The following is a 19,845-nucleotide window of genomic DNA, read 5'->3' on the forward strand; positions in this document are numbered from 1 at the left end:
CTGCGTTGGATTCGAACCAACGGCCCCCTCATTAAAAGTGAGATGCTCTACCGACTGAGCTAGCAAGACATGATTATTTAAAAAAGAATTGAGATTATACAAAAAACATTATTATATGTCAAGAAAAGATCATTTAAATTTTAGAATAAGTCTTTGATTTTATTTAGCTACATTATTTTAAAATAAAAAATAAATTCTAAAAAATTTATTTTATATAATTGTCTATTTTTTACAAAATTTTGAGTTATAATCCATTTTATCAACAAATAAGGAGCAAGGATGATCATTATAAATTCAAGCCTTCCAACTCAAAATTTAAAAATAGCAAAGTCTTTATCTAAGCTCATACAAGGCTATATTTACAGCTATCTGCCAAAGGCTGAACATGACGGATACATACATAAAGAGAGCGGTAAAAATTTTAAAAGATCAAATTTTGATTTTAGATTAAATGGCTTAAGTTTAGAGATAAGATTTAGCTCGTTTGTGCCAGAATTTGAAAAAACGATCGCTTTTGCTGTGCTAAAAGATTGTTTAAAACTTGGCAACATTTATTTAGTTGATACATCTGTATCAGTAAAAGAACATAGAATTTCACAAAATGAGGCTACTTTTCAGGGGTGTGTTGCGTGTTCGGTCGTTGGACTTTTGGGATACAAAGTGCATCTTGAGCCGCAAGACTCTAGGCATCTTGAAATGATGAAAACAAACGCGCTGCAAAGATTTGAAACACTTATGGGGTGCAAATACGAGGGCGAATTTGAGCTAAATTTGCTTTGGCAAAATTTACAAAAACCTTTATATTTTTACTATGGCAATAATAATATGCCAGTCAAAGCTTGGCCTGCAAAATGGCACATCAAAGCAAAGCCAGAGCTTATAAATTTGATCCTTGATGTGGGAGTTGGTAGTGGATGTATGAACTGCGGACTTGGATTTTTAGAAGTGATAGAAGAAAAGCAAGCTATGTAAAACATAAATTTCAAATCCTATAAGGATAAAAGCTTAATACTTGCTTTTCAAATTAGGCATTTTATATGAAATGGCAGAAAAAATCAAGTAAAATTTATGTAAAGCATAATAACTTGACATTTAAAAATATTTGGAGTAAAGTAACGTTTACTTAGTTTAAGGAGCATGTTTTGGCTGATATAGTTAAAATTCTTGCTGACATAGGCGAGGTATATGAAAAAGAAGAGCTTAAGCTCAAAAATGGCGCTCACAAATACGACAAGATCAAAGTCTATCTTTGTGACATAGCGACCAAGCATATCGAGCCAAATTTTAATATAAGCAAAGACGACCTAATAATATGTAGATTTGGCGTTGGAGCAAATTCTGGCAATCTTTTCCCAAATTCTCAATTTTTATCCAAAGAAATAAATAAAGACGAAGCTAAATTTATAAGAGGTATTTTGAAATCTATTTCAAATTTACTCTCCTTTTTTGAGCCAAGCATTATAGAAAAAGACGCTATTTTATCCATACTATCAAGCATAAACGAAGAGTATTTTGTTGGTATTATAGATGAGATCAAAGGTCTTGATGAGCTAAAAAACGAAAAAGGCAAAAAAGTCGCTACTTTTTTCTCGCTCTCATATAATGGCAAGCCGGTTTCTGCATATTTTAAGCAAATTTTTGAAAATCATATCAGCGTAAAAGAGCAAAAATCATCTTACGGATACGATATCTTAACAAATGAAAAGGGTATCGGCGGCGATGCAAATTTAGCGTTTTGCTCGGTAAATGAGATGCCCACTAATATGCAATTTATCAAATCAAAGCTCCTGCCACTGAGCGCCAATAGCGCAAAAAAGGTAGAAAATGGCTTTAAAGCGATAAAAGATAAGCTATCGCATAATTTTTATGGTATGAAAATAGCGATTTTACCGACTATTTTGAGTAGCTCAGTAAATTTAGAAGAGATTGTGAAAATACTTGAAGAGACTTCAAAGAACGACATAAAAAATATTGAAATAGCCGAGGAAGCTATAAAATTTAGCATAGATTATTATCTCGAGACAACAGCTAAAAAGCAGGAAAATTTGCCTGTTCTAAATACGATTTTATTTTACACGCAAAGCAACGCTGCTATCGATTTAAAGCTTGCGATAGACGATGTTTTACCATCTTTTATCTCTCGCATCTCAAATTTAATGAGCCGTTTTAACATAAAAGCCTTCTATGAAAAAAATAGCGGCACAGATGAGACGATTTATCTGCAAAATTTATTTGAAAGCAGGCTTAGCGTGATGAGCTTTTTACTATCAAGAAATAAATTTGATTTAGAGATTATGATAGAAAGATATAGTGATCTGATTTATTATGGTAGCGTCAATAAAAGTTACGCAAAAAAGTTGGAATGGAGCAAATACTTTAACGATTTTTACAAAGAAAGAAAGTTTGAAAATATTGCAAAATATCAAAATTTCTTTAATGAGACCAATGTCTTAAACAAAAAACTAGTCTTTCAAAAGGAGTGCGATTTGGAAAATTTAACCGATAAAAAAGAACTGATCAAAGAGCTAATCAAAAATAGCGAGTTTTTAAATCAAAACGATGCGCTCATTAGCGCTTATTTGCTCGGTATGCTAAGCGCAGCCCTGATAAACTGGCAGCTTGGCGTGAACGGTGGCGTATCTTTTAGCAACTGGCTCAACGACTGCGGATCGATAAGTATGGAAAATTTGGAGCGAATTTGGACCAAGTGCGATGAGATGATTAGAAAGCTTAAGGCCGCTTCTGGCAAGCCAAATGCTAACATTGAAAACATAAAAGAGTGTTTGATAGAAATTTTACCGCAGGTCTTTTCTAATGAGAGAAAGATGGTAAAAACCTCGCATACTACGCTTGCTTTTGTTATGGGCGGAAGCGACTATCGTAAATTTATAAAAGAAAAAACAAAATAAGGAGAATAAAATGCAAAAAAAAGAGATACTTTTTTTATGGGACGGAGAGAACTGGAACCCAAATGGCGACATGCTAAAGGATAACGCTCCTAGGCGAGATGATGAAACTGGCGTAGCTGAGGTGACGGACGTGCGTATAAAAAGGACTATTAGAGATGAGATCATGAAAAAAGATGAGGCGTCGATTTTTATAAAGGAGTATAGGATAGAGGATGCCTTGCTAGACGCTAAAACTGCGATCAGACAAAGTATAAATATAAAGCAAAGCAAAAGCGAACTACAAAGAGAAATTTTGTCTAAATTTATCGATATCCGCGCATTTGGCGGAGTTTTGCCTATTTCAGATAAAGACGAGATGAAACAAGACAAAGAGATAAAAACCGCAGGCATTCAGTTTACTGGGCCAGTGCAGTTTAGACTAAGCAAATCCCTAAACAAGGTCGAAGTAGAGCATGTTAAAGGAACTGGCGCTTTTGCTAGCGACTACGATCCAAATGATCCAAAAAAACAAAAAGATCAAGCGACTTTTAGAGAAGAGGAATTTATAAAATACGCTATTTTTGCTACTTATGGCATCATAGATAACTATAATGCAGCAAAAACAGGCTTTAACGAAGCCGATGAGGCTAAAATTTTAAAAGCCTTGTGGCACGGCACTAAAAACCTAACAACTCGCTCCAAAATCGGTCAAACTCCAAGATTTATGCTAATCATCACATACAAAGACGATACGTTTGCAGGCGATCTAAACAATAGCATAAGCCTAAAAAGCGAAAAAGAAGATAGAGTGATAAGAAGCATCAACGAATATACTATCGACTTTACAAATTTAAAAAATAAACTCGCAAGATATGCTGCAAATATAGAAAAGATAGAGTATATGAGCGATTATGATTTTGAAGCGATAAATAAAGGGAATTTTGACAGCAGTTGGAAAAAGATAGAGGCATAAAATGAGCATTGTTGCTTTTAGATTATTTGGCGATTACGCTCATTTTTCGCATCCAGCGACGATTTATTCTAGCTTAACCTATCCAGTGCCGCCAAAGACTACCATAATGGGTTTTTTGGGCGCCGTTATAGGTGAAGAAGAATATTTTAAGCTATCAAACATCCAATACAGCGTAAAAATAGATAGGCAAATTTTAAAAAAGAGCTTTGTCTTTAATGGCATAAAATTTGCCCTATCAAGCAATATGCACATAGAAGAAGGCTATCAAAATGCAAAAGAGAAAAAGCAGTTTTACAGAGAACTAATCTGCTCGCCGTCTTATGTCGTATTTTTAAATTTAGAAAATTTAGAGCAAAGTTATCAAGATAAAATAATCTCAAATTTAAAAGAGCATAAAACTGCCTTTACGCCCTATCTTGGGATAAATTTTTGTATAGCGGATTTTAGCTGGATAGATATAAAAATATGCGAAAAAATATCACAAAATGAAAGCTTTATAAATACATTTACGCTTATAGATGATTTTATTTTTGAAGGCATTAATGAAAATGCGAAACTAACTACAGCTAGAATGCCTTGTGGTTGCGAAAATGGGAGAATTTTTAAAGATTTTAAAGACTTTGTGATGGAGATAAACGGCAAAAAGCTTATAAAATCTAAAAATCACGGAAATATTTATCAGATAAATGATGAAAGAGTCTATTTTATTTGACCAGTTTTGGTCGCATCCAAATAAACTTTTAGAAAATCATATAAAAAATATGATCTCGCCTAACGATGAAGAGCTGGGTAAGCAGGTCAAGCTCTTTCACGACATCGCAAAACTGAAGAATAATTTTCAAATTTACATCAGAGATACTTCAAACGATAAGCTAGATAAAAATCACTCGCTCTTGTCGGCATATTTTTTCTTGCTAAACTCAAAATTTGATGAGATACCAACCCTGTTTGGCTTTCTTGCCATTGTTTCGCACCATGGCGACGTGGTAAATTTAATGACGCTAGCCAGAGAAGCTAATAAATTTTTCAAAAACCAAAAAGAGCTAGAGCAGTGGGATGAAGTAGCTAATGCTGCTAAAAATATCAAGATTTATTTGGGATTATATACAAAAAAGGATAAGTTTTTAGATAGAGCGGAGAAGCTTCGTCAATACTTAGTTTTATCGCAGTATAGGCACAAATTTACCTATGAGGATTTCATAAATTTTAAAAGTCTATATTCAAATTTGATTTATAGCGATAAATTTGAGGCGATCTTTAGCATGCCAAAACAAGAAAGTAAAGATATACCGATAGATGTTTTAGAGAGTGATATCAAAAATTTACCGCCAAATAAAAAGAGAGATACATTTAGAAAATTTGTTTTAAATAACTTTGACGAAAACTACAAGCTTTTTACTTTGACTGCGCCTGCAGGCTATGGCAAGACTTTGACGGCATTAAATTTTGCATTGAAATTTAACAAATCTCGCATAATTTATGCGCTTCCTTTTACCTCAATAATAGATCAAACCTACGATATAGTCGCAAAAATTTATAAAAATAGCGATATTTTGGTCAGTAAGGCTCACCACAAAACGACGATAGGCGAAGAAAATCTAACCGAAGAGGATAGATACTCAAAGATTAAATTTCTAATGGAGTCTTTTAGCGGCGAGATAAACGTAACTACGCTTTATCAGCTGATATTTGCGCTATTTGGTAATAAAAACAAAGATAATGTTAAATTTAATCAGCTAAAAAATAGCGTCGTTATCATCGATGAGGCGCAAGCGATCCCATATAACTTTAGAAAAGATTTTATCCTACTTTGCGAGATCATTTCGCAGAGGCTTGGCACTATTTTTATATTTATGTCGGCGACGATGCCAATTATCAAAAGCGAAAATTTTAAAGAAATTTCAAATTTAGACTATTTTGCAAAGCAGGATAGATACGTCATAAAATGGCTTGATATAGGCGGAGAGGATGAGCTTTTAGAAAAGATTTGCGAGACTGCAAGCGATAAAAATACCCTCGTCGTCGTAAATACTATCAAAAAAGCGCAAGAACTTTTTACAAAGCTAAGGGATAAATTTAACTGCTTTTGCCTAAACGGATATATGTATGATGATCACAAGCGCGCTACCACCAATGCCGTAAGGTGTGCGATAGATAAAAGCAAAGTTGATCCGCTCGCAAGCAAAATTTTACTTATCTCCACGCAGTCCATCGAAGCTGGAGTGGATCTTGACTTTGACATTGGGTTTCGCGAAGTCTCGCCCATTAGCTCTATCATACAAACAGCAGGGCGCATAAATAGGCATTTTGGAGAAATTTGCGGCGAGCTATACGTCTTTCCTGAAATAAGCAAATTTACAAATTTGATTTACGGCGATTTGTATAAAGTAAGCGGGGCTATTTTGAGCGATCTTAAGCAAAAAGAGGTGCGAGAGAGCGAAATTTTAGAAATTTCAAATTTGTATTTTCAAAAGATAAGCAATCAACTAGAAAATTTGCATATAAAAAGCGAGATAGAAAAGCTGGAATTTGAAAATATCAATCATAAAATCGAGGATATCATGAACGACAACTACAAACAAACCATAATAATCGAGCCTGAAGAAAATTTCATTAAAGATTTTGAAGCTAAAATTTTTGAAATAAAAAATAGTCCAAATGAGAAATTTACCATAAGAGATCTTTTTAAAAACCACATCAGAAAGTTGTCGAAATTTAGCATAAACGTAGCGTTAAAAGATATGAATAAACTAATGCCAAATTTAAAACAGATAAACGGACTAAAAGATATATTTTACCTACCGTTTGGCTCGTCTTATTTTTATAGTGCCGAGTGTGGCCTTAAAAAAGATACGAATTTAGACATAACCGACGAGGTATTTGACTAATGTTCTCAAAAGATCAGATCACTGGCACGCTTGTGAATTACTACGTAACCTGTAAGCGCGAGGCGTGGCTTTACGCGCATCAGATCCACGCGGACCAAGAAGATGAAAACGTGCTAATGGGCAAGGCGCTAGCAGATATCAAAGAGAGCGATTTACAGGACTTTGCATTTTCAAATTTGAAATTCGACAAAATTTCCAAGCAGCGCGGACACTATCTCGTCACCGAATACAAAAAGAGCCTAAAAAACGAGCTTGCGGGCAAGATGCAACTACTTTTTTACATCTATCTTTTAAAAACGGGCTTAAATTTAAAAGAGGTAAAAGGCAAGCTAATAAGCGGTAAAAAGGTGATTTTAGTGGAGGATAGCAGCGAAAATTTCGCTCTAGTAGAGCAAATTTTAAGCGAGATAAGCGCACTTGCAAATTTAGAAAAGCCGCCCAAATTTACGCAGGGCAAATTTTGCCAAAACTGCGCATATCACGACTATTGCACTGCTTAGGAGAGAAGATGTATGTGATACTTTTTTACGACATCGCAGGGCGCGAGCAAAAAGAGCGAAATAACGCAAATCGTATCAGAAAAGCGGTCGAGAAATTTTTGCCTCGCGTGCAGTTTTCAGTCTATGAGGGTGAGATCCGCGAGAGCGACTTTAAAAAGCTAAGCAAAACGCTGCAAAAAGAGTGCGTAAGCGAGCTAGACTCCATCGTTATCTATACATTTAACTCGCTAAAATACTCCGAGCGCATCGTCATCGGTGTAGATAAAAATAGCCCGATATTTAGCTAAGGAGCAAATATGCAAAAGAGTGACAGGACGCACTTTATACTTAGTCCAGGCAGACTTTACAGGCAAGATAACAATATCTATTTTGAAAAATTTGACGAGATGGGCGCGCTTGTCGCTAGTAAAATTTTGCCGATAAACGCGATCGATGAAATTTACGTGCTGGCAAAAGTGCAGATCGACACCTACACCATCGCATTTTTAGCGGATAATAACATCCTTTTACACATCTTTAGCCCATATCAGAGTTTTCGCGGGAATTTCTACCCAAATACGCCAAATTCCGTAAATAAAAGCGGCTTTGTGTTGCTTTGCCAGCTCCGCTCTTTTGATGATGCGATCAAACGTGCATATATCGCGCGTGAGATCACTAGAGCCCACATCATAAATGACGCGGCAAACTGCAAAAGACACGGCGCGAAATTTGACGTGCAGCCTCACATAAAGGCACTAGATGCGGCCACTAGCGTGCCTGCTATCATGGCAGTAGAGGGTGCATTTCAAAAGCTCTACTACGAAAAGTGGAACGAGATCATCGCAGATCAGCGAAGCTTTAAATTTACCGTCCGCTCAAAACGCCCACCCGCTGATAAGATCAACAGCTTCATAAGCTACGTAAATACGCGCATCTACAACATCTGCCTAAGCGAAATTTACAAGACCGAGCTAGATCCTCGTATCGGCTTTTTGCACGAGCCAAACTACCGCGCGCTAAGCCTACATCTCGATCTTGCGGAGATTTTTAAGCCGATCTTGGGAGATACGCTGATTTTTAACATGCTAAATAAAAAAGAGATCACCGCAAAAGACTTCCAAACGGACGCTGGCAGGATAAAATTTAGCAACGACGCCGTGCAAAAGATCGAGCTAAAGATGATCTCGCGCCTTTGCGAGACGCTCACGGTGGGCGGTAGGGAGCTAACGTGGAGGCAGGTGATCCGCCGCGAGGCAAATAAGCTTAAAAAGTGCATCTGCGAGGACGCGCCTTATGAAGGCTTTAGGTGGGAGTGAAATTGCATTTTAATAAAGCGTTTTTTAAGATTTTAAAAAGCTTGAAATTTAGGGCTTGGCGTATTTATATGTAGCTAAAATTTAGTCAAATTTAAGGCGAAAAAATATAGACTTCTTGCACCTAAAGGCCTATAAATCAGCTTTTTGGTGCTATTAGAATTTACTCCGTTGGAGTTTGAAACGGGCTAAAGTTTGCTGACATTGAAATATCAAGCAAAATTAGAATTTACTCCGTTGGAGTTTGAAACAGCTCTTTCTTTGAAACAATGGGCGTTAAAGATGAACTATTAGAATTTACTCCGTTGGAGTTTGAAACAAGAAACTAAAAAAATTAAAAATCATTGCAATAAATGATTAGAATTTACTCCGTTGGAGTTTGAAACATAACCGAGTAGCTAGTCTTAATGATTATGCCTTAATTAGAATTTACTCCGTTGGAGTTTGAAACAACATGCAAATCGTTAAATCTGACTATGATTTAAAATTAGAATTTACTCCGTTGGAGTTTGAAACAATCAGATAGAGCCTTTTGAAGTGCTAAATGATAATTATTAGAATTTACTACGTTGGAGTTTGAAACCATCTTGAACCTTAGAGCCAGTAGGTGTAGTAGTTATTAGAATTTACTCCGTTGGAGTTTGAAACTCGGAGCAATCAGCATAACAAAGATTGTTTTCAACAATTAGAATTTACTCCGTTGGAGTTTGAAACATATATCCGCCTGCAAAAAAAAAGGGCGACCATGTATAGATTAGAATTTACTCCGTTGGAGTTTGAAACATGCTTGATAGAGAGCTAGACAATTTTACACACTATATTAGAATTTACTCCGTTGGAGTTTGAAACTCAATAATACCCAAGCAGGCATAGCTCAAACTTACTATTAGAATTTACTCCGTTGGAGTTTGAAACTTAGCTCGCTCTTGCCTAGCTGTGAAGCCCATAATAATTAGAATTTACTCCGTTGGAGTTTGAAACGATAGAGTTGTAGATGAAATGAAGCAGCAAACCGCTGATTAGAATTTACTCCGTTGGAGTTTGAAACTTTGGTATTTGGCAGTAGCAGCACAAAAGAGGCTGATTAGAATTTACTCCGTTGGAGTTTGAAACTGTGGCTCAAAGCATCTTATATAACTTCGATCTATAATTAGAATTTACTCCGTTGGAGTTTGAAACTGGTAAGGTAAAAGCTACTTATGAGGCTGATAGGGATATTAGAATTTACTCCGTTGGAGTTTGAAACTCATCGCCCCTTTGGCGGTCGCTCATCAAAGTATCGAATTAGATTTTACTCCGTTGGAGTTTGAAACAAAGCGGTGCAAAACTCGAGTTATAGTTATGGTGATATTAGAATTTACTCCGTTGGAGTTTGAAACCGAAGCCTATCAGGTCTTAAGCGATGAGCAAAAGCGCATTAGAATTTACTCCGTTGGAGTTTGAAACTTGGAAATGGAAAATTATATAATGTAACTGGTTCTAATTAGAATTTACTCCGTTCGAGTTTGAAACAAGATGAACTTTGAGAAAGGATATCTTCAAGGATTAAAATTAGAATTTACTCCGTTGGAGTTTGAAACAAAAAAGTTCAATAAAAAATGCTATAATCACGAGGAATTAGAATTTACTCCGTTGGAGTTTGAAACTTATATAGTAGATGGTAAAACAGTCTTTAAGACACCTGTACCTAATGGTGCTTCTAAAGGACAATTTCCATATGTATGTAATGTAGCTGACAAAGGTAGAGAGTTGAATAATAACAATACCAAGCGTTAAAAGATGCTGCTGTGTTAGTAAGTAAACCTGTTCAAATAGACGAGAACAGAAAATCTACCATAGACGATGAACCAGCTGAGGCTAAGGTACAGGATAGGTCTGTAAACACTAATGCCGTACCTAGGGCTGAAGAGCCTGTAGATAATACACCTAAGGGTAAAATAGTAGCACTATTGAAAAAGGCGTCTATACCAGGTATCAAAATAGATGCTAAAGGTAGGTACATTGGAGAAGTAGGCGGTTATGGCAATGGTAGAGCTATAATAACTTTACCTAGTGAGGAGGAGATAGAGTTCGCGCCTAGCGAAGCTTTTAATAAGCTAGCAGCGGACTACAAAGAGTATTTAAAAGACATGGAAAATGGTGCATTTTTCTACGCATGCGATGTGCCAACTATGAAAAATCCAGATAAAAATTCTCCATTATTTGGTTATGTATACGTTATTTATAACGGACATACAGTAACATCAGCACCAGCAATTATAAACGGTAGCTTTAAATGCGATGAGAGTTTAATTAACAAAGAGTTGACTCAAGAGCAATATTATAAACTCTACGAGCAATCATTCTCAAAACTTAAAGTAAACCAAGACGTAGCAAAGAAATAATTAGGTTAGAGTAGATACTTTTAGAAGTATCTACTCTTAAATTTTAACTAAGGAGATAAAATAATGAAAAAGACAGTAGCGGCTAGTTTACTAGCAGTAAGTAGTATGTTTGGTTATTCAGATGTGTATCAGTTTTTAGATAAACTAGATACAACATTAGATGGTAGACCTATACTAGGAGATATTCTAGGATATAATGCTGACGTTGTAGGTAAAACAACGTGCAGCGATAAGGGAGAGTACCAGGTTGAACTGTCTATACTTAATCTTAACGTCGGCTATAAAGATGTTATGGTTAAGAAAATAGATAATAAAAGAGGCAATGAAGTGTGCAAAGCGCTTCGCAGTAATAATCCAGATATAGAAATACAAGACTCTGTCTATATAGAGGGTAGTAAATATTACATAGACAGCGATGGTTATAATAACTTTGAAGCGAAGAATAGATATGGCTTACCTGGTTGTAAGTTATTACACTCAGCAGTCGTAGATGCTAATGGAAACAAACACGATTTTATTTATCGCAGTTGTTATACAGTAGATATTTCGAATATTTCTATTGTACCAGAAGTTGTTAATTATTATGGTAAAAGCTCTGTTTATACGTATGGAAAAGAACTTATGAACAGCACAAGAGCTTGGAATGATAGACATATAAATAAATATTCTGGGCTATGGATAGATATGAAAGAGCAAAGAGATAGGTATCCAGGAGAAGAGATAATAGATATTGCTGCAAACGCTGATTATCTGGGAGACTATATAGATGGAAAAGGAAACTACCTTTTCTCTATTAAGCCATCTCAGAGTGATGAACTAGTAATGGCGCTAGCTGGCAAAGACTACGCGATAGATTTTAAATTGAAAAATAAGGATAAGTTAGTATCTGCCGCAAAGGCATACTATCTTACTAAGGATGCCCATGATAAATTAACATTTGTTTACGAATGCCATCCGTCTGTTAAAACAGATAAAGCAAAGTCTTCAATGTTAGGCTATGTAGTCCAAAAAGCATACAATTTAGAAGTATATCGTTATGCAGCTCTAAATCCATCCGATAAAAACAACAAGTATAGTTGTCAGAAGGATATAGATGGTGCTGTACTTCCGGCAGAAGCTGCTGGCGGTATAATTTTATTTACTAGCGCTACATTAGTACCGCCTATCACAACACAAAAATAAAGACTAGAGACAGAGCTTAGCTCTGTCTCTAGCTATCTTTTATTTTTTATACCGTCAGAATGACGTATAAACAGTTAGATATTATTTATATAGAAGAGTTAATTAACTTCTTTTAATATTCCATCATTAAAGATACTATTATGTGTTACTATGGAATGTCTAAGGCATTTAACGATTTGCAGACTGAGGCTGTGAACAGAACTGTTGTTCACCTACACGATATTAATCTAACTAATGATTATAAATACGCTAGGATTTATAATATAGATAGTTTTGATCCATTAGAGTATATAGAAATATTATTAAATTCAGATTCAGATTCTGAATATAGATCATACTCTATATCTTTTATAACACCTACAGGTAAACATACTATAGAGAAACGTATATCTAATAGATCATATTTAGGTATGTTGCTACTATCGTCTACTATATACTCTAACTCCTGAAGAGTATAAGTTTTACCTTAGTAAAGCTAAGAAAGGTAAGACTCTTACTATGGCTACTAATGAATTTGGTTTTATTACTAAACATTATGATACAGATGGGTTAGTTTATTTCGTAACTAAGTCTATTAGAATTTACTCCGTTGGAGTTTGAAACAAAGGAAGGAAAGAATTTTATACTTTGCCTTTTATTAGAATTTACTCCGTTGGAGTTTGAAACTCACCAAGCATGGTTGGCGACAACCGCAATCACTCTTTTGATAGTCGTTTTTTCGGGGCAGTTCCATATAAATTTTTAGTTGGCAAAGTTAGATGGCAGCTATTTTGACACGATTTAGAAAAACGCCTTGACCAAAGATTAAAATGAAGCAAATTATCGGATCAATGAAATTTAAAGAAGGTTATGATAATTTTTATCAATCATAATTAAAACAAAAAATATGACTTTTTAAAACCCACTTGTAAAAGACAAGCAGGTTTTAAAATGTTTTATTTCTCTAGTTTTTCTTTAAGTTTTTCTTTTTTAGATTTAGCTTTTGAAGCAGCTTTTTCTTTCTTTTCTTTTACTTTGTCAACAACTTTGTCTTTTTCATCTTTTGCTTTTTCGCTCATGCCAGTTTCATCTTCTTTACTAGAAGTTAGCTCTTCTTTAGTTTTAGAAGCTTTCTTTTTAAATTTATCTTTTTTATCTGAGATTTTTTCTTTCATCTCGTCTTTTGCCTCATCCATTTTCTTCTTACCAGCTTTTGCTTTTTCGCTTACTTCGCTCTTGCCAGTAGTAGAAATTTCACCTTTTAGGTTATCAAAAGTTTTATCACCGACGCCATTTACATTTTTGAGATCGTCGATTGAATTAAATTTATTTGCTTTTCTATACTCGATGATAGCATCTGCTTTTGCACTGCCGATACCATCAAGACTCATAAGCTCCTCTTTTGTTGCTGTGTTTAGATTGATTGCTGCCATAGCCAAAGACGCAATAGCTGCAAGTGAAATCAAAATTTTTTTCATCTTTATTCCTTAAAAGTAAATTTGAGGTAAAATTCTAGCAAAGAGTGATTAATGAAGTATAAATATCGAGTAATATAAAAATGATTTTAAATATAGTTTATAGGAGAGAATCCCTGAAAAAATCAGGGAAAAAGTTTTATTTTCTAAGTTCGCGGATCTTAGCTGCCTTACCGCGTAGTTCGCGTAGATAGAATAACTTAGCTCTTCTAACACGACCTTTTCTAAGAACCTTTATCTCTTCGATAGAATCGCTAAATATCGGGAAAATTCTCTCAACGCCAACACTATTAGCGCCTATTTTTCTGACGATAAATGTTTCACCAGTACCGCTACCACGTCTAGCTATACAAATGCCTTCAAAATTTTGAATTCTCGTTTTGTCTCCCTCGTGAATACGAGTAGCCACACGCAATGTATCTCCTGCACGGAAGTCAGGGATATTCTTACCAGCAATTTGAGCATTTTCAAACGCTTCAATATATTTATTTCTCATGTTTTTCCTTATTTATGTGGCTTTAGCTTTTGATATAAATCAGGGCGAAAGTACCTTGTTTTGCAGTGAGCCATCTTGTTTTTTAAGTTGTGGATTTTAGCATGATTACCCTTTAAAAACTCTGAAACCACAAAGAGGGATTTAAAATTATCAGGCTTTGTAAAAGATGGGGCTTCAAGCAAATTATCTTCAAAACTCTCCACTTCAAGGCTCATGTCGTTTCCTAAAACTCCGGGCACATTTCTTGATATCGCGTCGCTCATACAAAGTGCAGGCAGCTCTCCGCCAGTTAAAATAAAATCACCTATGCAAAAAACTTCGTCCGCCCAAAGCTCAACAACTCTCTCATCAAGACCTTCGTATCTGCTGCAAACAAAGCAAATATGATCTTTTTTAGAGAGCCTTTTCGCGTCATTTTGACTAAATTTTTTACCAGCTGGTGTCAAAAAAATCACATGGGTGTTTTTATCTTTTTCTTTTAGAAATTTGATTGACTCATCCAAAGGCTGTGGAAACATCAAAAGCCCTGCTCCGCCTCCGATCATATAATCATCAACTTTATTGTGCTTATCGTTGGTAAAATTTCTTGGATTTATAAAATCAATTTCTATAAATTTATTACTAATCGCACGTTTTAAAATAGAATCGCAAAAATAAGGCTTAACTAAATTTTCAAAAAGTGTAATAAATGTAAATTTCATGAATTTTCTAAGATGTCTTTAGCGCCTTTTACCAAAATCTCCCCGCTTTCCAAATTTACAGTTTCGATAAAACGCCCCAAATATGGAATGTAGAAATTCTTTGGTTTGCCGGCTACGATAAGCTCTTCGTCTGTTTTTATGTATAAAAGTGAATTTGCAAAATTATCTTGGATATCTTCTACAATGCCCAAAATTTCACTATTTTCTACTACTTTTAATCCAATAATGTCAAACTGAAAAAATTCATCTTTTTTTAACTTGCAGTTTTTTCTAGTGAGCTCTTTTGTAGTGTAGATAGTCCTATTTACAAGTGTTTTGGCAAGGTCTAAGTCATCAAAATTTTCAAACAAAACCAGCTCTTTTTGTCTGTTGTAGTCTTTTATGATGAGCTGATTATCGTTTTTATCAAAAAAGGTTGTGCCTTTTTTAAATTGTTCTGGGAAGTCGCTCTTGTTATGAAGCTTTAAATAGCCCTTTAAACCAACACATCTCCCGATGGTAGCGACTTCAACAATATCACTATTCAATAGCTTTTACCGTTACTCTATAACTTGTATTGTCTTTGGCTTTACAGCCAATAATAACGGTCTTTATAGCATTTATCATTTTGCCGTCTTTACCGATAAGCTTTCCGGTATCAACCTTATCGGCGCTTATGATGATCTCGACAAAATTTTCGCCAAGCTCTTGACGTTCGATAGTTACCTTTTCAGGAAAATCAGCTATCAGCTTGGCGTATTCGTATAAAAAATTTTCAACCATTATTTTGTAATTTGCGCAACTCTGTCGCTAAGTTTAGCACCGACGCTTTTCCAGTAATCCAATCTCTCTTTGTTGAAATTTATAACATTTGGCTCAACCATAGGGTTGTAATAACCAATGCTCTCTATCCAACCGCTATCGCGTCTTTTTCTGCTATCTGTAACAACTATACGATAAAAAGGTCTTTTTTTACGTCCCATTCTTGTTAGTCTTACTACTGTTGCCATATTATATTCTCCTCTTGTTTTTAAATAAAGCTTAAATTTAGATAACAAATATCCAAATTTAAACCCTTTTATCAAACAGGTCTTTTTAAATTTGCTTGAGAAAGCATATTTGCAAGTCCTTTTGCTCCGCCCTTTCCTGAAAATTTCTTAGCAAGCTTTGAGGCATTTTCAAACTGCTTTAAAAAGCGATTTACCTCTATTTGAGATAGTCCAGAGCCAGCTGCTAGACGTCTTTTTCTGCTATTGTTTAAAAGGTCTGGATTTTCACGCTCTTTTTGCGTCATAGAATTTATCATAGCCTTAATATGCAAAATTTCTTTTGAATTATCAAGGTCTATATCTTTTATCTGATTTGCAATATTTGAAAGACCAGGTATCATCCCCATCAAAGATTTCATACTACCAAGCTTTTTAACGCTTTCCATTTGATCTAAAAAGTCGTTAAAGTTAAACTGTCCTTTTTTTATCTTTTGATTTAGACGTTTCGCCTCTTTTTCATCGATAATAGTCGATGTTTTCTCGACCAAAGTGGCTAAGTCACCCTCGCCCATTATACGGCTTACGATACGATCTGGTATAAAGCTCTCGATATCAGCTACTTTCTCGCCGGTACCAACAAATCTAAGTGGGATATTTAGCTGTTTTGCGATGCTAATAGCTACGCCGCCCTTTGAATCAGAGTCAAATTTAGAAAGGATAACTCCAGAAATTCCTAAAATTTCATTAAAACTTGTAGCTGTCTTTACGGCGTCCTGACCGCTCATGGCGTCAGCTACGTAGAAAATTTCATGTGGATTTATCGCATTTTTTACATCTTTTATCTCTTGCATCAACTTTTCATCAATCGCAAGACGACCAGCGGTATCCACTAAAAGTACATCATAAAGGCCACTTTTTGCCTTTTCTAATGCCTCTTTTGCTACTTTTATAGGGTTGTTTTCATTTTCTATATAAAAAAGATCTATCTCATTTGCAAGGCAGAGCTGTCTTAGTTGCTCAACCGCCGCTAATCTTTGCAAATCACAAGCCGCAACTAAAACTTTTTTCTTTCTTAATTTTAGATAGTTTGCAAGCTTGATAGTTGTCGTAGTTTTACCACTACCTTGCAAGCCAGCCATCAAAACAATGGTCGGTGCAACTGGTGCATAGACAAAGCCTTGATTGCCAGGAGCTGTTAAGATAGTCGTTAAATTTGACTTGATCGCATCCAGGAAATTCTTTTGTCCAACGCCAGTTTGCTTTAGTTCGCTTTCGATAGACGCGAGTAGATCTTTGGTGACTTTGTGGTGAACATCAGCTTTTAAAAGAGCTTTTTTGAGCACGTCAAGTGCGTTTTTTAGAGCTTTTTCATCATCTACAAAACGTATCTTGTTAACGGCTAATCTAAAAGACTCGCTAATTTGTTCGAACACTAATCACCTTTCTAAGTTGTTATTAAAGGGCGTATATTACTAAATAATTTCTTTATTGCTCTTTAAATTTCAAATTTATTAGATATCTCAAATCCAAGAGAGTTAAATTCTCTTGGAATCGGTGCTTTAAATTTATAGTTTAAAAGCGCGATAGAGTAAGCATGCAAAAACATTCTATTTGCTCTATTTTTGCCGTATTTCTCATCGCCAACTATCGGTAAATTTAAGCTAGCCAAATGCACCCTTATCTGGTGCGTTCTGCCTGTTTTTATGGCAACTTTTACCAGCGTTTTTTTGCCCACAACCATGAGTGGTGAAATTTCACTAATCGCCTCTTTACCATCTTTTGATATCTTTGAAATGGCGCCATTTTTATTTTTTATCGTTAAGATCGGCTCATTTACGACCACTTCTTCACTCATGATACCCCTAACTGCGGCCACGTAAATTTTCTCAACCTTCATCTTTTTAAACTCATTTATGGCAAGGCTCGCAAATTCGTCATTTTTTACAAGAAGTAGCACGCCGCTTGTGTCTTTATCTAGCCTATGAAGGAGTGGAAATTTATACATTTGGCTGATTTTTTCACTAGTTACGGCGGCTGGTTTATTAATGGCTATTAAATTTTCATCTTCAAAGATAACGCTTGGCTTTGGCATCTCTTCGACACTAAATTTGGTATTTTCGCTCATCAAAGCACGAGCTATCATTACCTTTTGCCCCTTGGCATAGACTAGCCCGCTGTCGATTAGCTCCTTTGCCTCGTTGTTTGAGATATTTTTTTGTTTGGCTAAAATTTTATACGCTTTTTCTTCACTCATAAAGTGCTCCTTATATCTTCTATGATCGCATCAGCGCTGGCCTGCACGGCGATCTTGCTCTTTTTGGCGTTACCATCTATTGTGCCACCGATCTCGCTGGCCTTTGCGATGTAGATGTTTTCAACTAGGCCAAATAACGCCTTTTGGTTAAATATAAACTCACCGCTAATTATCACTGGGTTAAATTGTGCGCACTCGATTGGATTATGCCCACCGATATTTGGCACAAAACTGCCTCCAAGCACGACTATATCGCTAATAGCATAGACATTTACAAGCTCGCCTAAAGTATCAAGTAAATTTACCTTAGCATCAAATTTATGTGTTTGGCTAAATTTAGCAAAGCTAAAGTCATGCTTTTTAGTGTAATCGCCTGCAATCTTTTCAACCTCTGCAAATCTCTCAGGGTGGCGTGGTGCGATGATTAATAGATCGTTTTCTTTTAAATTTAAATTATCTAAAATCATCTCTTCTTCGCCCGCATGCGTGCTTGCCAGCACGATCACTCTAACTTTTGGCTTTTCATAAATTTTGCTTACACTTGGCAAAAATGCAGCTTTTATGTTGCCAACGACCTCTATTTCACCTGCTCCAAGCGACTTTAGCCGCTCTTTATCAAGTTCGCTTTGGGCGTAAATTTTATCTATAAATTTAAAAAGATATCTGTAAAAAAAGCCAAATTTCAGGTAGCTTTTATAGCTTCTATCTGAAATTCTACCGTTTATGAGTATCACGCGGCTGCCTTTTAGCTTTGCCATGAAAACTAGCATAAGCCAAAGCTCAGCCTCAAAAATGACTAAAATTTTGCTCTTTTTTAACCAAAATGGCAAGAAAATTTCAAATGGCAAAAATCTCGTGTTAGAGCAAATTTTACTTGCTGCTTCAAAGCCCGTATTTGTCACCACGCTTATGGCTTTGCTATCAAATTTTTGTATCAAAGGCTTAAGCGCTTGCACTTCACCAAATGAGCAAGCGTGAAAATGCACATCTGCATCTTTAAATTTTGGGTTATTAAAGAGAAAGAAACGTGCTGGGATCGATCTATGGTATTTTTTTTTGAAACTTAATAAAAATAGAAAAATAGCCCCAAAAAAGTAAAGTATTGAGGCTAAAAAATAATATATTATTATCACGAAATGTGTTATTGCTCTTGTTTATACAAAATTCTGCCACAATGCGGGCAAGTAACGATATCTTCGCCTTTTACAACCGCAGAGAAAGTTTTATCATTTATCTGCATAAAGCAGCCATAACAAGCTTGTTTTTTAACAGGCACAACGGCTGTGTTGTGAGCCCATTTTCTGATCTTTTCGTAAAATGCTAGGATTTTTTGGTTCATCGCAGCCACAAGTTTATCTTTTTTAGCATAAACCTCTTTGCGCTCTTTTTCGATCTTTTCAAGCTCAGATGAAACCTCGCTTTTTATCTTTTCTAAATTTCCTTCAAGTTCTGTTTTTTTAGCATTTAGCTCATCTTTTTGAGCATTTTTATTGTCTATTAGTTTTTCAAGTCTAGCGATCTCTTCGTTTGCTGCTTCAAGCTGCTCTTTTGCGATATCTTCTTCAAGACCTAGCGCTTTTATCTCTTTTTCGCTTTTTGCACTTGAGCTTTTTTTAGCTACATCTTTGATCTTTGCGCTAAATTCTGCGATGTGAGCGTTTGTGCCTGATTTTTGTGATTTTAGATCATTTACCTCTTCGTCAAGTCTTTCTACATTAACCGCTATAGTTTCACACTCTTCTTCTATGCTTTTATAGGCTTTTTCTACTTCTTGTATGCGCGGCGTGAAACCATCTATTTGTTTGTCAAGATCAGATAATTCAACTAATTGTTGCAAATATTTATTCATAATGTTTCCTTTTTTT

At 35.5% G+C, this 19,845-nt stretch carries 21 protein-coding genes and 1 CRISPR repeat array; of the genes, 11 read left to right on the forward strand and 10 right to left on the reverse strand.

Annotated features, from left to right (window positions below; all coding sequences use genetic code 11):
* The first annotated feature begins 279 nt into the window (after nucleotides 1-279).
* The 11 genes from CVS91_RS03585 to CVS91_RS10430 all read left to right on the forward strand — a co-directional run bounded on the left by CVS91_RS03585 (nucleotide 280) and on the right by CVS91_RS10430 (nucleotide 12,881).
* Nucleotides 280-972, forward strand: a complete 693-nt coding sequence (locus CVS91_RS03585; RefSeq protein ID WP_107830362.1) for a CRISPR-associated endoribonuclease Cas6 — start codon at nucleotides 280-282, stop codon at nucleotides 970-972.
* A 170-nt stretch (nucleotides 973-1,142) separates the two neighbouring features.
* On the forward strand, nucleotides 1,143-2,909 hold the full coding sequence (locus CVS91_RS03590) for a TM1802 family CRISPR-associated protein (protein WP_107830364.1): 1,767 nt from the start codon (nucleotides 1,143-1,145) through the stop codon (nucleotides 2,907-2,909).
* Nucleotides 2,910-2,919: 10 nt separating this feature from the next.
* Nucleotides 2,920-3,861: a type I-B CRISPR-associated protein Cas7/Csh2 gene (gene cas7b, locus CVS91_RS03595; RefSeq protein ID WP_107830366.1), complete on the forward strand. Its 942-nt coding sequence runs from the start codon at nucleotides 2,920-2,922 to the stop codon at nucleotides 3,859-3,861.
* A 1-nt stretch (nucleotide 3,862) separates the two neighbouring features.
* Nucleotides 3,863-4,573 (forward strand): CRISPR-associated protein Cas5, encoded by a 711-nt coding sequence (gene cas5 / locus CVS91_RS03600; RefSeq protein ID WP_107830368.1) that lies wholly within the window; start codon nucleotides 3,863-3,865, stop codon nucleotides 4,571-4,573.
* Nucleotides 4,551-6,749 (forward strand): CRISPR-associated helicase/endonuclease Cas3, encoded by a 2,199-nt coding sequence (locus CVS91_RS03605; protein WP_107830370.1) that lies wholly within the window; start codon nucleotides 4,551-4,553, stop codon nucleotides 6,747-6,749. Before cas5 ends, CVS91_RS03605 begins: the two co-directional genes overlap by 23 nt.
* Nucleotides 6,749-7,249, forward strand: coding sequence for a CRISPR-associated protein Cas4 (locus tag CVS91_RS03610; RefSeq protein WP_107830372.1), 501 nt, complete (start codon nucleotides 6,749-6,751; stop codon nucleotides 7,247-7,249). The genes CVS91_RS03605 and CVS91_RS03610 overlap by 1 nt, the downstream gene beginning before the upstream one ends.
* 8 nt (nucleotides 7,250-7,257) lie before the next feature.
* Complete coding sequence (gene cas2, locus CVS91_RS03615; RefSeq protein ID WP_103568228.1) at nucleotides 7,258-7,536, forward strand: CRISPR-associated endonuclease Cas2; 279 nt, start codon at nucleotides 7,258-7,260, stop codon at nucleotides 7,534-7,536.
* Between the two features lie 9 nt (nucleotides 7,537-7,545).
* Nucleotides 7,546-8,544 carry a CRISPR-associated endonuclease Cas1 gene (gene cas1, locus CVS91_RS03620; RefSeq protein WP_107830374.1) on the forward strand — a complete coding sequence of 333 codons (999 nt, stop codon included), beginning with the start codon at nucleotides 7,546-7,548 and terminating at the stop codon, nucleotides 8,542-8,544.
* 152 nt (nucleotides 8,545-8,696) lie between these two features.
* Nucleotides 8,697-10,187: a CRISPR direct-repeat array (repeat unit 30 nt; unit sequence ATTAGAATTTACTCCGTTGGAGTTTGAAAC).
* A 141-nt stretch (nucleotides 10,188-10,328) separates the two neighbouring features.
* Nucleotides 10,329-10,925: a hypothetical protein gene (locus CVS91_RS03625; RefSeq protein WP_107830376.1), complete on the forward strand. Its 597-nt coding sequence runs from the start codon at nucleotides 10,329-10,331 to the stop codon at nucleotides 10,923-10,925.
* A gap of 63 nt (nucleotides 10,926-10,988) precedes the next feature.
* On the forward strand, nucleotides 10,989-12,107 hold the full coding sequence (locus CVS91_RS03630; RefSeq protein ID WP_107830379.1) for a hypothetical protein: 1,119 nt from the start codon (nucleotides 10,989-10,991) through the stop codon (nucleotides 12,105-12,107).
* 675 nt (nucleotides 12,108-12,782) lie between these two features.
* Complete coding sequence (locus CVS91_RS10430) at nucleotides 12,783-12,881, forward strand: S26 family signal peptidase (RefSeq protein ID WP_219811385.1); 99 nt, start codon at nucleotides 12,783-12,785, stop codon at nucleotides 12,879-12,881.
* A 161-nt stretch (nucleotides 12,882-13,042) separates the two neighbouring features.
* Here the strand turns inward: CVS91_RS10430 and CVS91_RS10660 are convergent, their stop codons facing one another.
* From CVS91_RS10660 to CVS91_RS03685, 10 genes are all read right to left on the reverse strand, one after another.
* A complete protein-coding gene (locus CVS91_RS10660) occupies nucleotides 13,043-13,564 on the reverse strand; it encodes a helix-hairpin-helix domain-containing protein (protein ID WP_107830381.1) in 522 nt (173 codons plus the stop codon).
* Nucleotides 13,565-13,700: 136 nt separating this feature from the next.
* Nucleotides 13,701-14,057, reverse strand: coding sequence for a 50S ribosomal protein L19 (gene rplS / locus CVS91_RS03645; RefSeq protein WP_107830383.1), 357 nt, complete (start codon nucleotides 14,055-14,057; stop codon nucleotides 13,701-13,703).
* A gap of 8 nt (nucleotides 14,058-14,065) precedes the next feature.
* A complete protein-coding gene (trmD, locus tag CVS91_RS03650; RefSeq protein WP_107830385.1) occupies nucleotides 14,066-14,758 on the reverse strand; it encodes a tRNA (guanosine(37)-N1)-methyltransferase TrmD in 693 nt (230 codons plus the stop codon).
* Nucleotides 14,755-15,285 (reverse strand): ribosome maturation factor RimM, encoded by a 531-nt coding sequence (rimM, locus tag CVS91_RS03655; protein ID WP_107830387.1) that lies wholly within the window; start codon nucleotides 15,283-15,285, stop codon nucleotides 14,755-14,757. The genes trmD and rimM overlap by 4 nt, the downstream gene beginning before the upstream one ends.
* The gene (locus CVS91_RS03660) at nucleotides 15,278-15,520 is read right to left on the reverse strand and encodes a KH domain-containing protein (RefSeq protein ID WP_009293991.1); all 243 of its coding nucleotides are present in this window, start codon (nucleotides 15,518-15,520) and stop codon (nucleotides 15,278-15,280) included. Before CVS91_RS03660 ends, rimM begins: the two co-directional genes overlap by 8 nt.
* A complete protein-coding gene (rpsP, locus tag CVS91_RS03665) occupies nucleotides 15,520-15,747 on the reverse strand; it encodes a 30S ribosomal protein S16 (RefSeq protein ID WP_009293992.1) in 228 nt (75 codons plus the stop codon). Before rpsP ends, CVS91_RS03660 begins: the two co-directional genes overlap by 1 nt.
* Before the next feature lie 71 nt (nucleotides 15,748-15,818).
* Nucleotides 15,819-17,159, reverse strand: coding sequence for a signal recognition particle protein (gene ffh, locus CVS91_RS03670; RefSeq protein ID WP_107830389.1), 1,341 nt, complete (start codon nucleotides 17,157-17,159; stop codon nucleotides 15,819-15,821).
* A gap of 62 nt (nucleotides 17,160-17,221) precedes the next feature.
* A complete protein-coding gene (locus CVS91_RS03675; RefSeq protein WP_107830391.1) occupies nucleotides 17,222-17,980 on the reverse strand; it encodes an RluA family pseudouridine synthase in 759 nt (252 codons plus the stop codon).
* Nucleotides 17,977-19,113 carry a lipid IV(A) 3-deoxy-D-manno-octulosonic acid transferase gene (waaA, locus tag CVS91_RS03680; RefSeq protein ID WP_107830393.1) on the reverse strand — a complete coding sequence of 379 codons (1,137 nt, stop codon included), beginning with the start codon at nucleotides 19,111-19,113 and terminating at the stop codon, nucleotides 17,977-17,979. Before waaA ends, CVS91_RS03675 begins: the two co-directional genes overlap by 4 nt.
* Before the next feature lie 8 nt (nucleotides 19,114-19,121).
* The gene (locus CVS91_RS03685; RefSeq protein ID WP_002941798.1) at nucleotides 19,122-19,829 is read right to left on the reverse strand and encodes a zinc ribbon domain-containing protein; all 708 of its coding nucleotides are present in this window, start codon (nucleotides 19,827-19,829) and stop codon (nucleotides 19,122-19,124) included.
* Between the last annotated feature and the right edge of the window lie 16 nt (nucleotides 19,830-19,845).

It is taken from the genome of Campylobacter concisus, assembly GCF_003048985.1.
Classification (GTDB): Bacteria; Campylobacterota; Campylobacteria; order Campylobacterales; family Campylobacteraceae; genus Campylobacter_A; species Campylobacter_A concisus_AY.

Excerpts from the sequence above, each read along its gene's own strand:
- rpsP (WP_009293992.1), bottom strand. The coding sequence starts at position 15,747 with ATGGCAACAGTAGTAAGACTAACAAGAATGGGACGTAAAAAAAGACCT.
- cas5 (WP_107830368.1), top strand. The coding sequence starts at position 3,863 with ATGAGCATTGTTGCTTTTAGATTATTTGGCGATTACGCTCATTTTTCG.
- CVS91_RS03610 (WP_107830372.1), top strand. The coding sequence starts at position 6,749 with ATGTTCTCAAAAGATCAGATCACTGGCACGCTTGTGAATTACTACGTA.
- cas1 (WP_107830374.1), top strand. The coding sequence starts at position 7,546 with ATGCAAAAGAGTGACAGGACGCACTTTATACTTAGTCCAGGCAGACTT.
- cas7b (WP_107830366.1), top strand. The coding sequence starts at position 2,920 with ATGCAAAAAAAAGAGATACTTTTTTTATGGGACGGAGAGAACTGGAAC.
- CVS91_RS03630 (WP_107830379.1), top strand. The coding sequence starts at position 10,989 with ATGAAAAAGACAGTAGCGGCTAGTTTACTAGCAGTAAGTAGTATGTTT.
- trmD (WP_107830385.1), bottom strand. The coding sequence starts at position 14,758 with ATGAAATTTACATTTATTACACTTTTTGAAAATTTAGTTAAGCCTTAT.
- CVS91_RS10430 (WP_219811385.1), top strand. The coding sequence starts at position 12,783 with ATGGTTGGCGACAACCGCAATCACTCTTTTGATAGTCGTTTTTTCGGG.
- CVS91_RS03660 (WP_009293991.1), bottom strand. The coding sequence starts at position 15,520 with ATGGTTGAAAATTTTTTATACGAATACGCCAAGCTGATAGCTGATTTT.
- CVS91_RS03605 (WP_107830370.1), top strand. The coding sequence starts at position 4,551 with ATGAAAGAGTCTATTTTATTTGACCAGTTTTGGTCGCATCCAAATAAA.
- CVS91_RS10660 (WP_107830381.1), bottom strand. The coding sequence starts at position 13,564 with ATGAAAAAAATTTTGATTTCACTTGCAGCTATTGCGTCTTTGGCTATG.
- CVS91_RS03585 (WP_107830362.1), top strand. The coding sequence starts at position 280 with ATGATCATTATAAATTCAAGCCTTCCAACTCAAAATTTAAAAATAGCA.
- rplS (WP_107830383.1), bottom strand. The coding sequence starts at position 14,057 with ATGAGAAATAAATATATTGAAGCGTTTGAAAATGCTCAAATTGCTGGT.
- CVS91_RS03675 (WP_107830391.1), bottom strand. The coding sequence starts at position 17,980 with ATGAGTGAAGAAAAAGCGTATAAAATTTTAGCCAAACAAAAAAATATC.
- cas2 (WP_103568228.1), top strand. The coding sequence starts at position 7,258 with ATGTATGTGATACTTTTTTACGACATCGCAGGGCGCGAGCAAAAAGAG.
- CVS91_RS03685 (WP_002941798.1), bottom strand. The coding sequence starts at position 19,829 with ATGAATAAATATTTGCAACAATTAGTTGAATTATCTGATCTTGACAAA.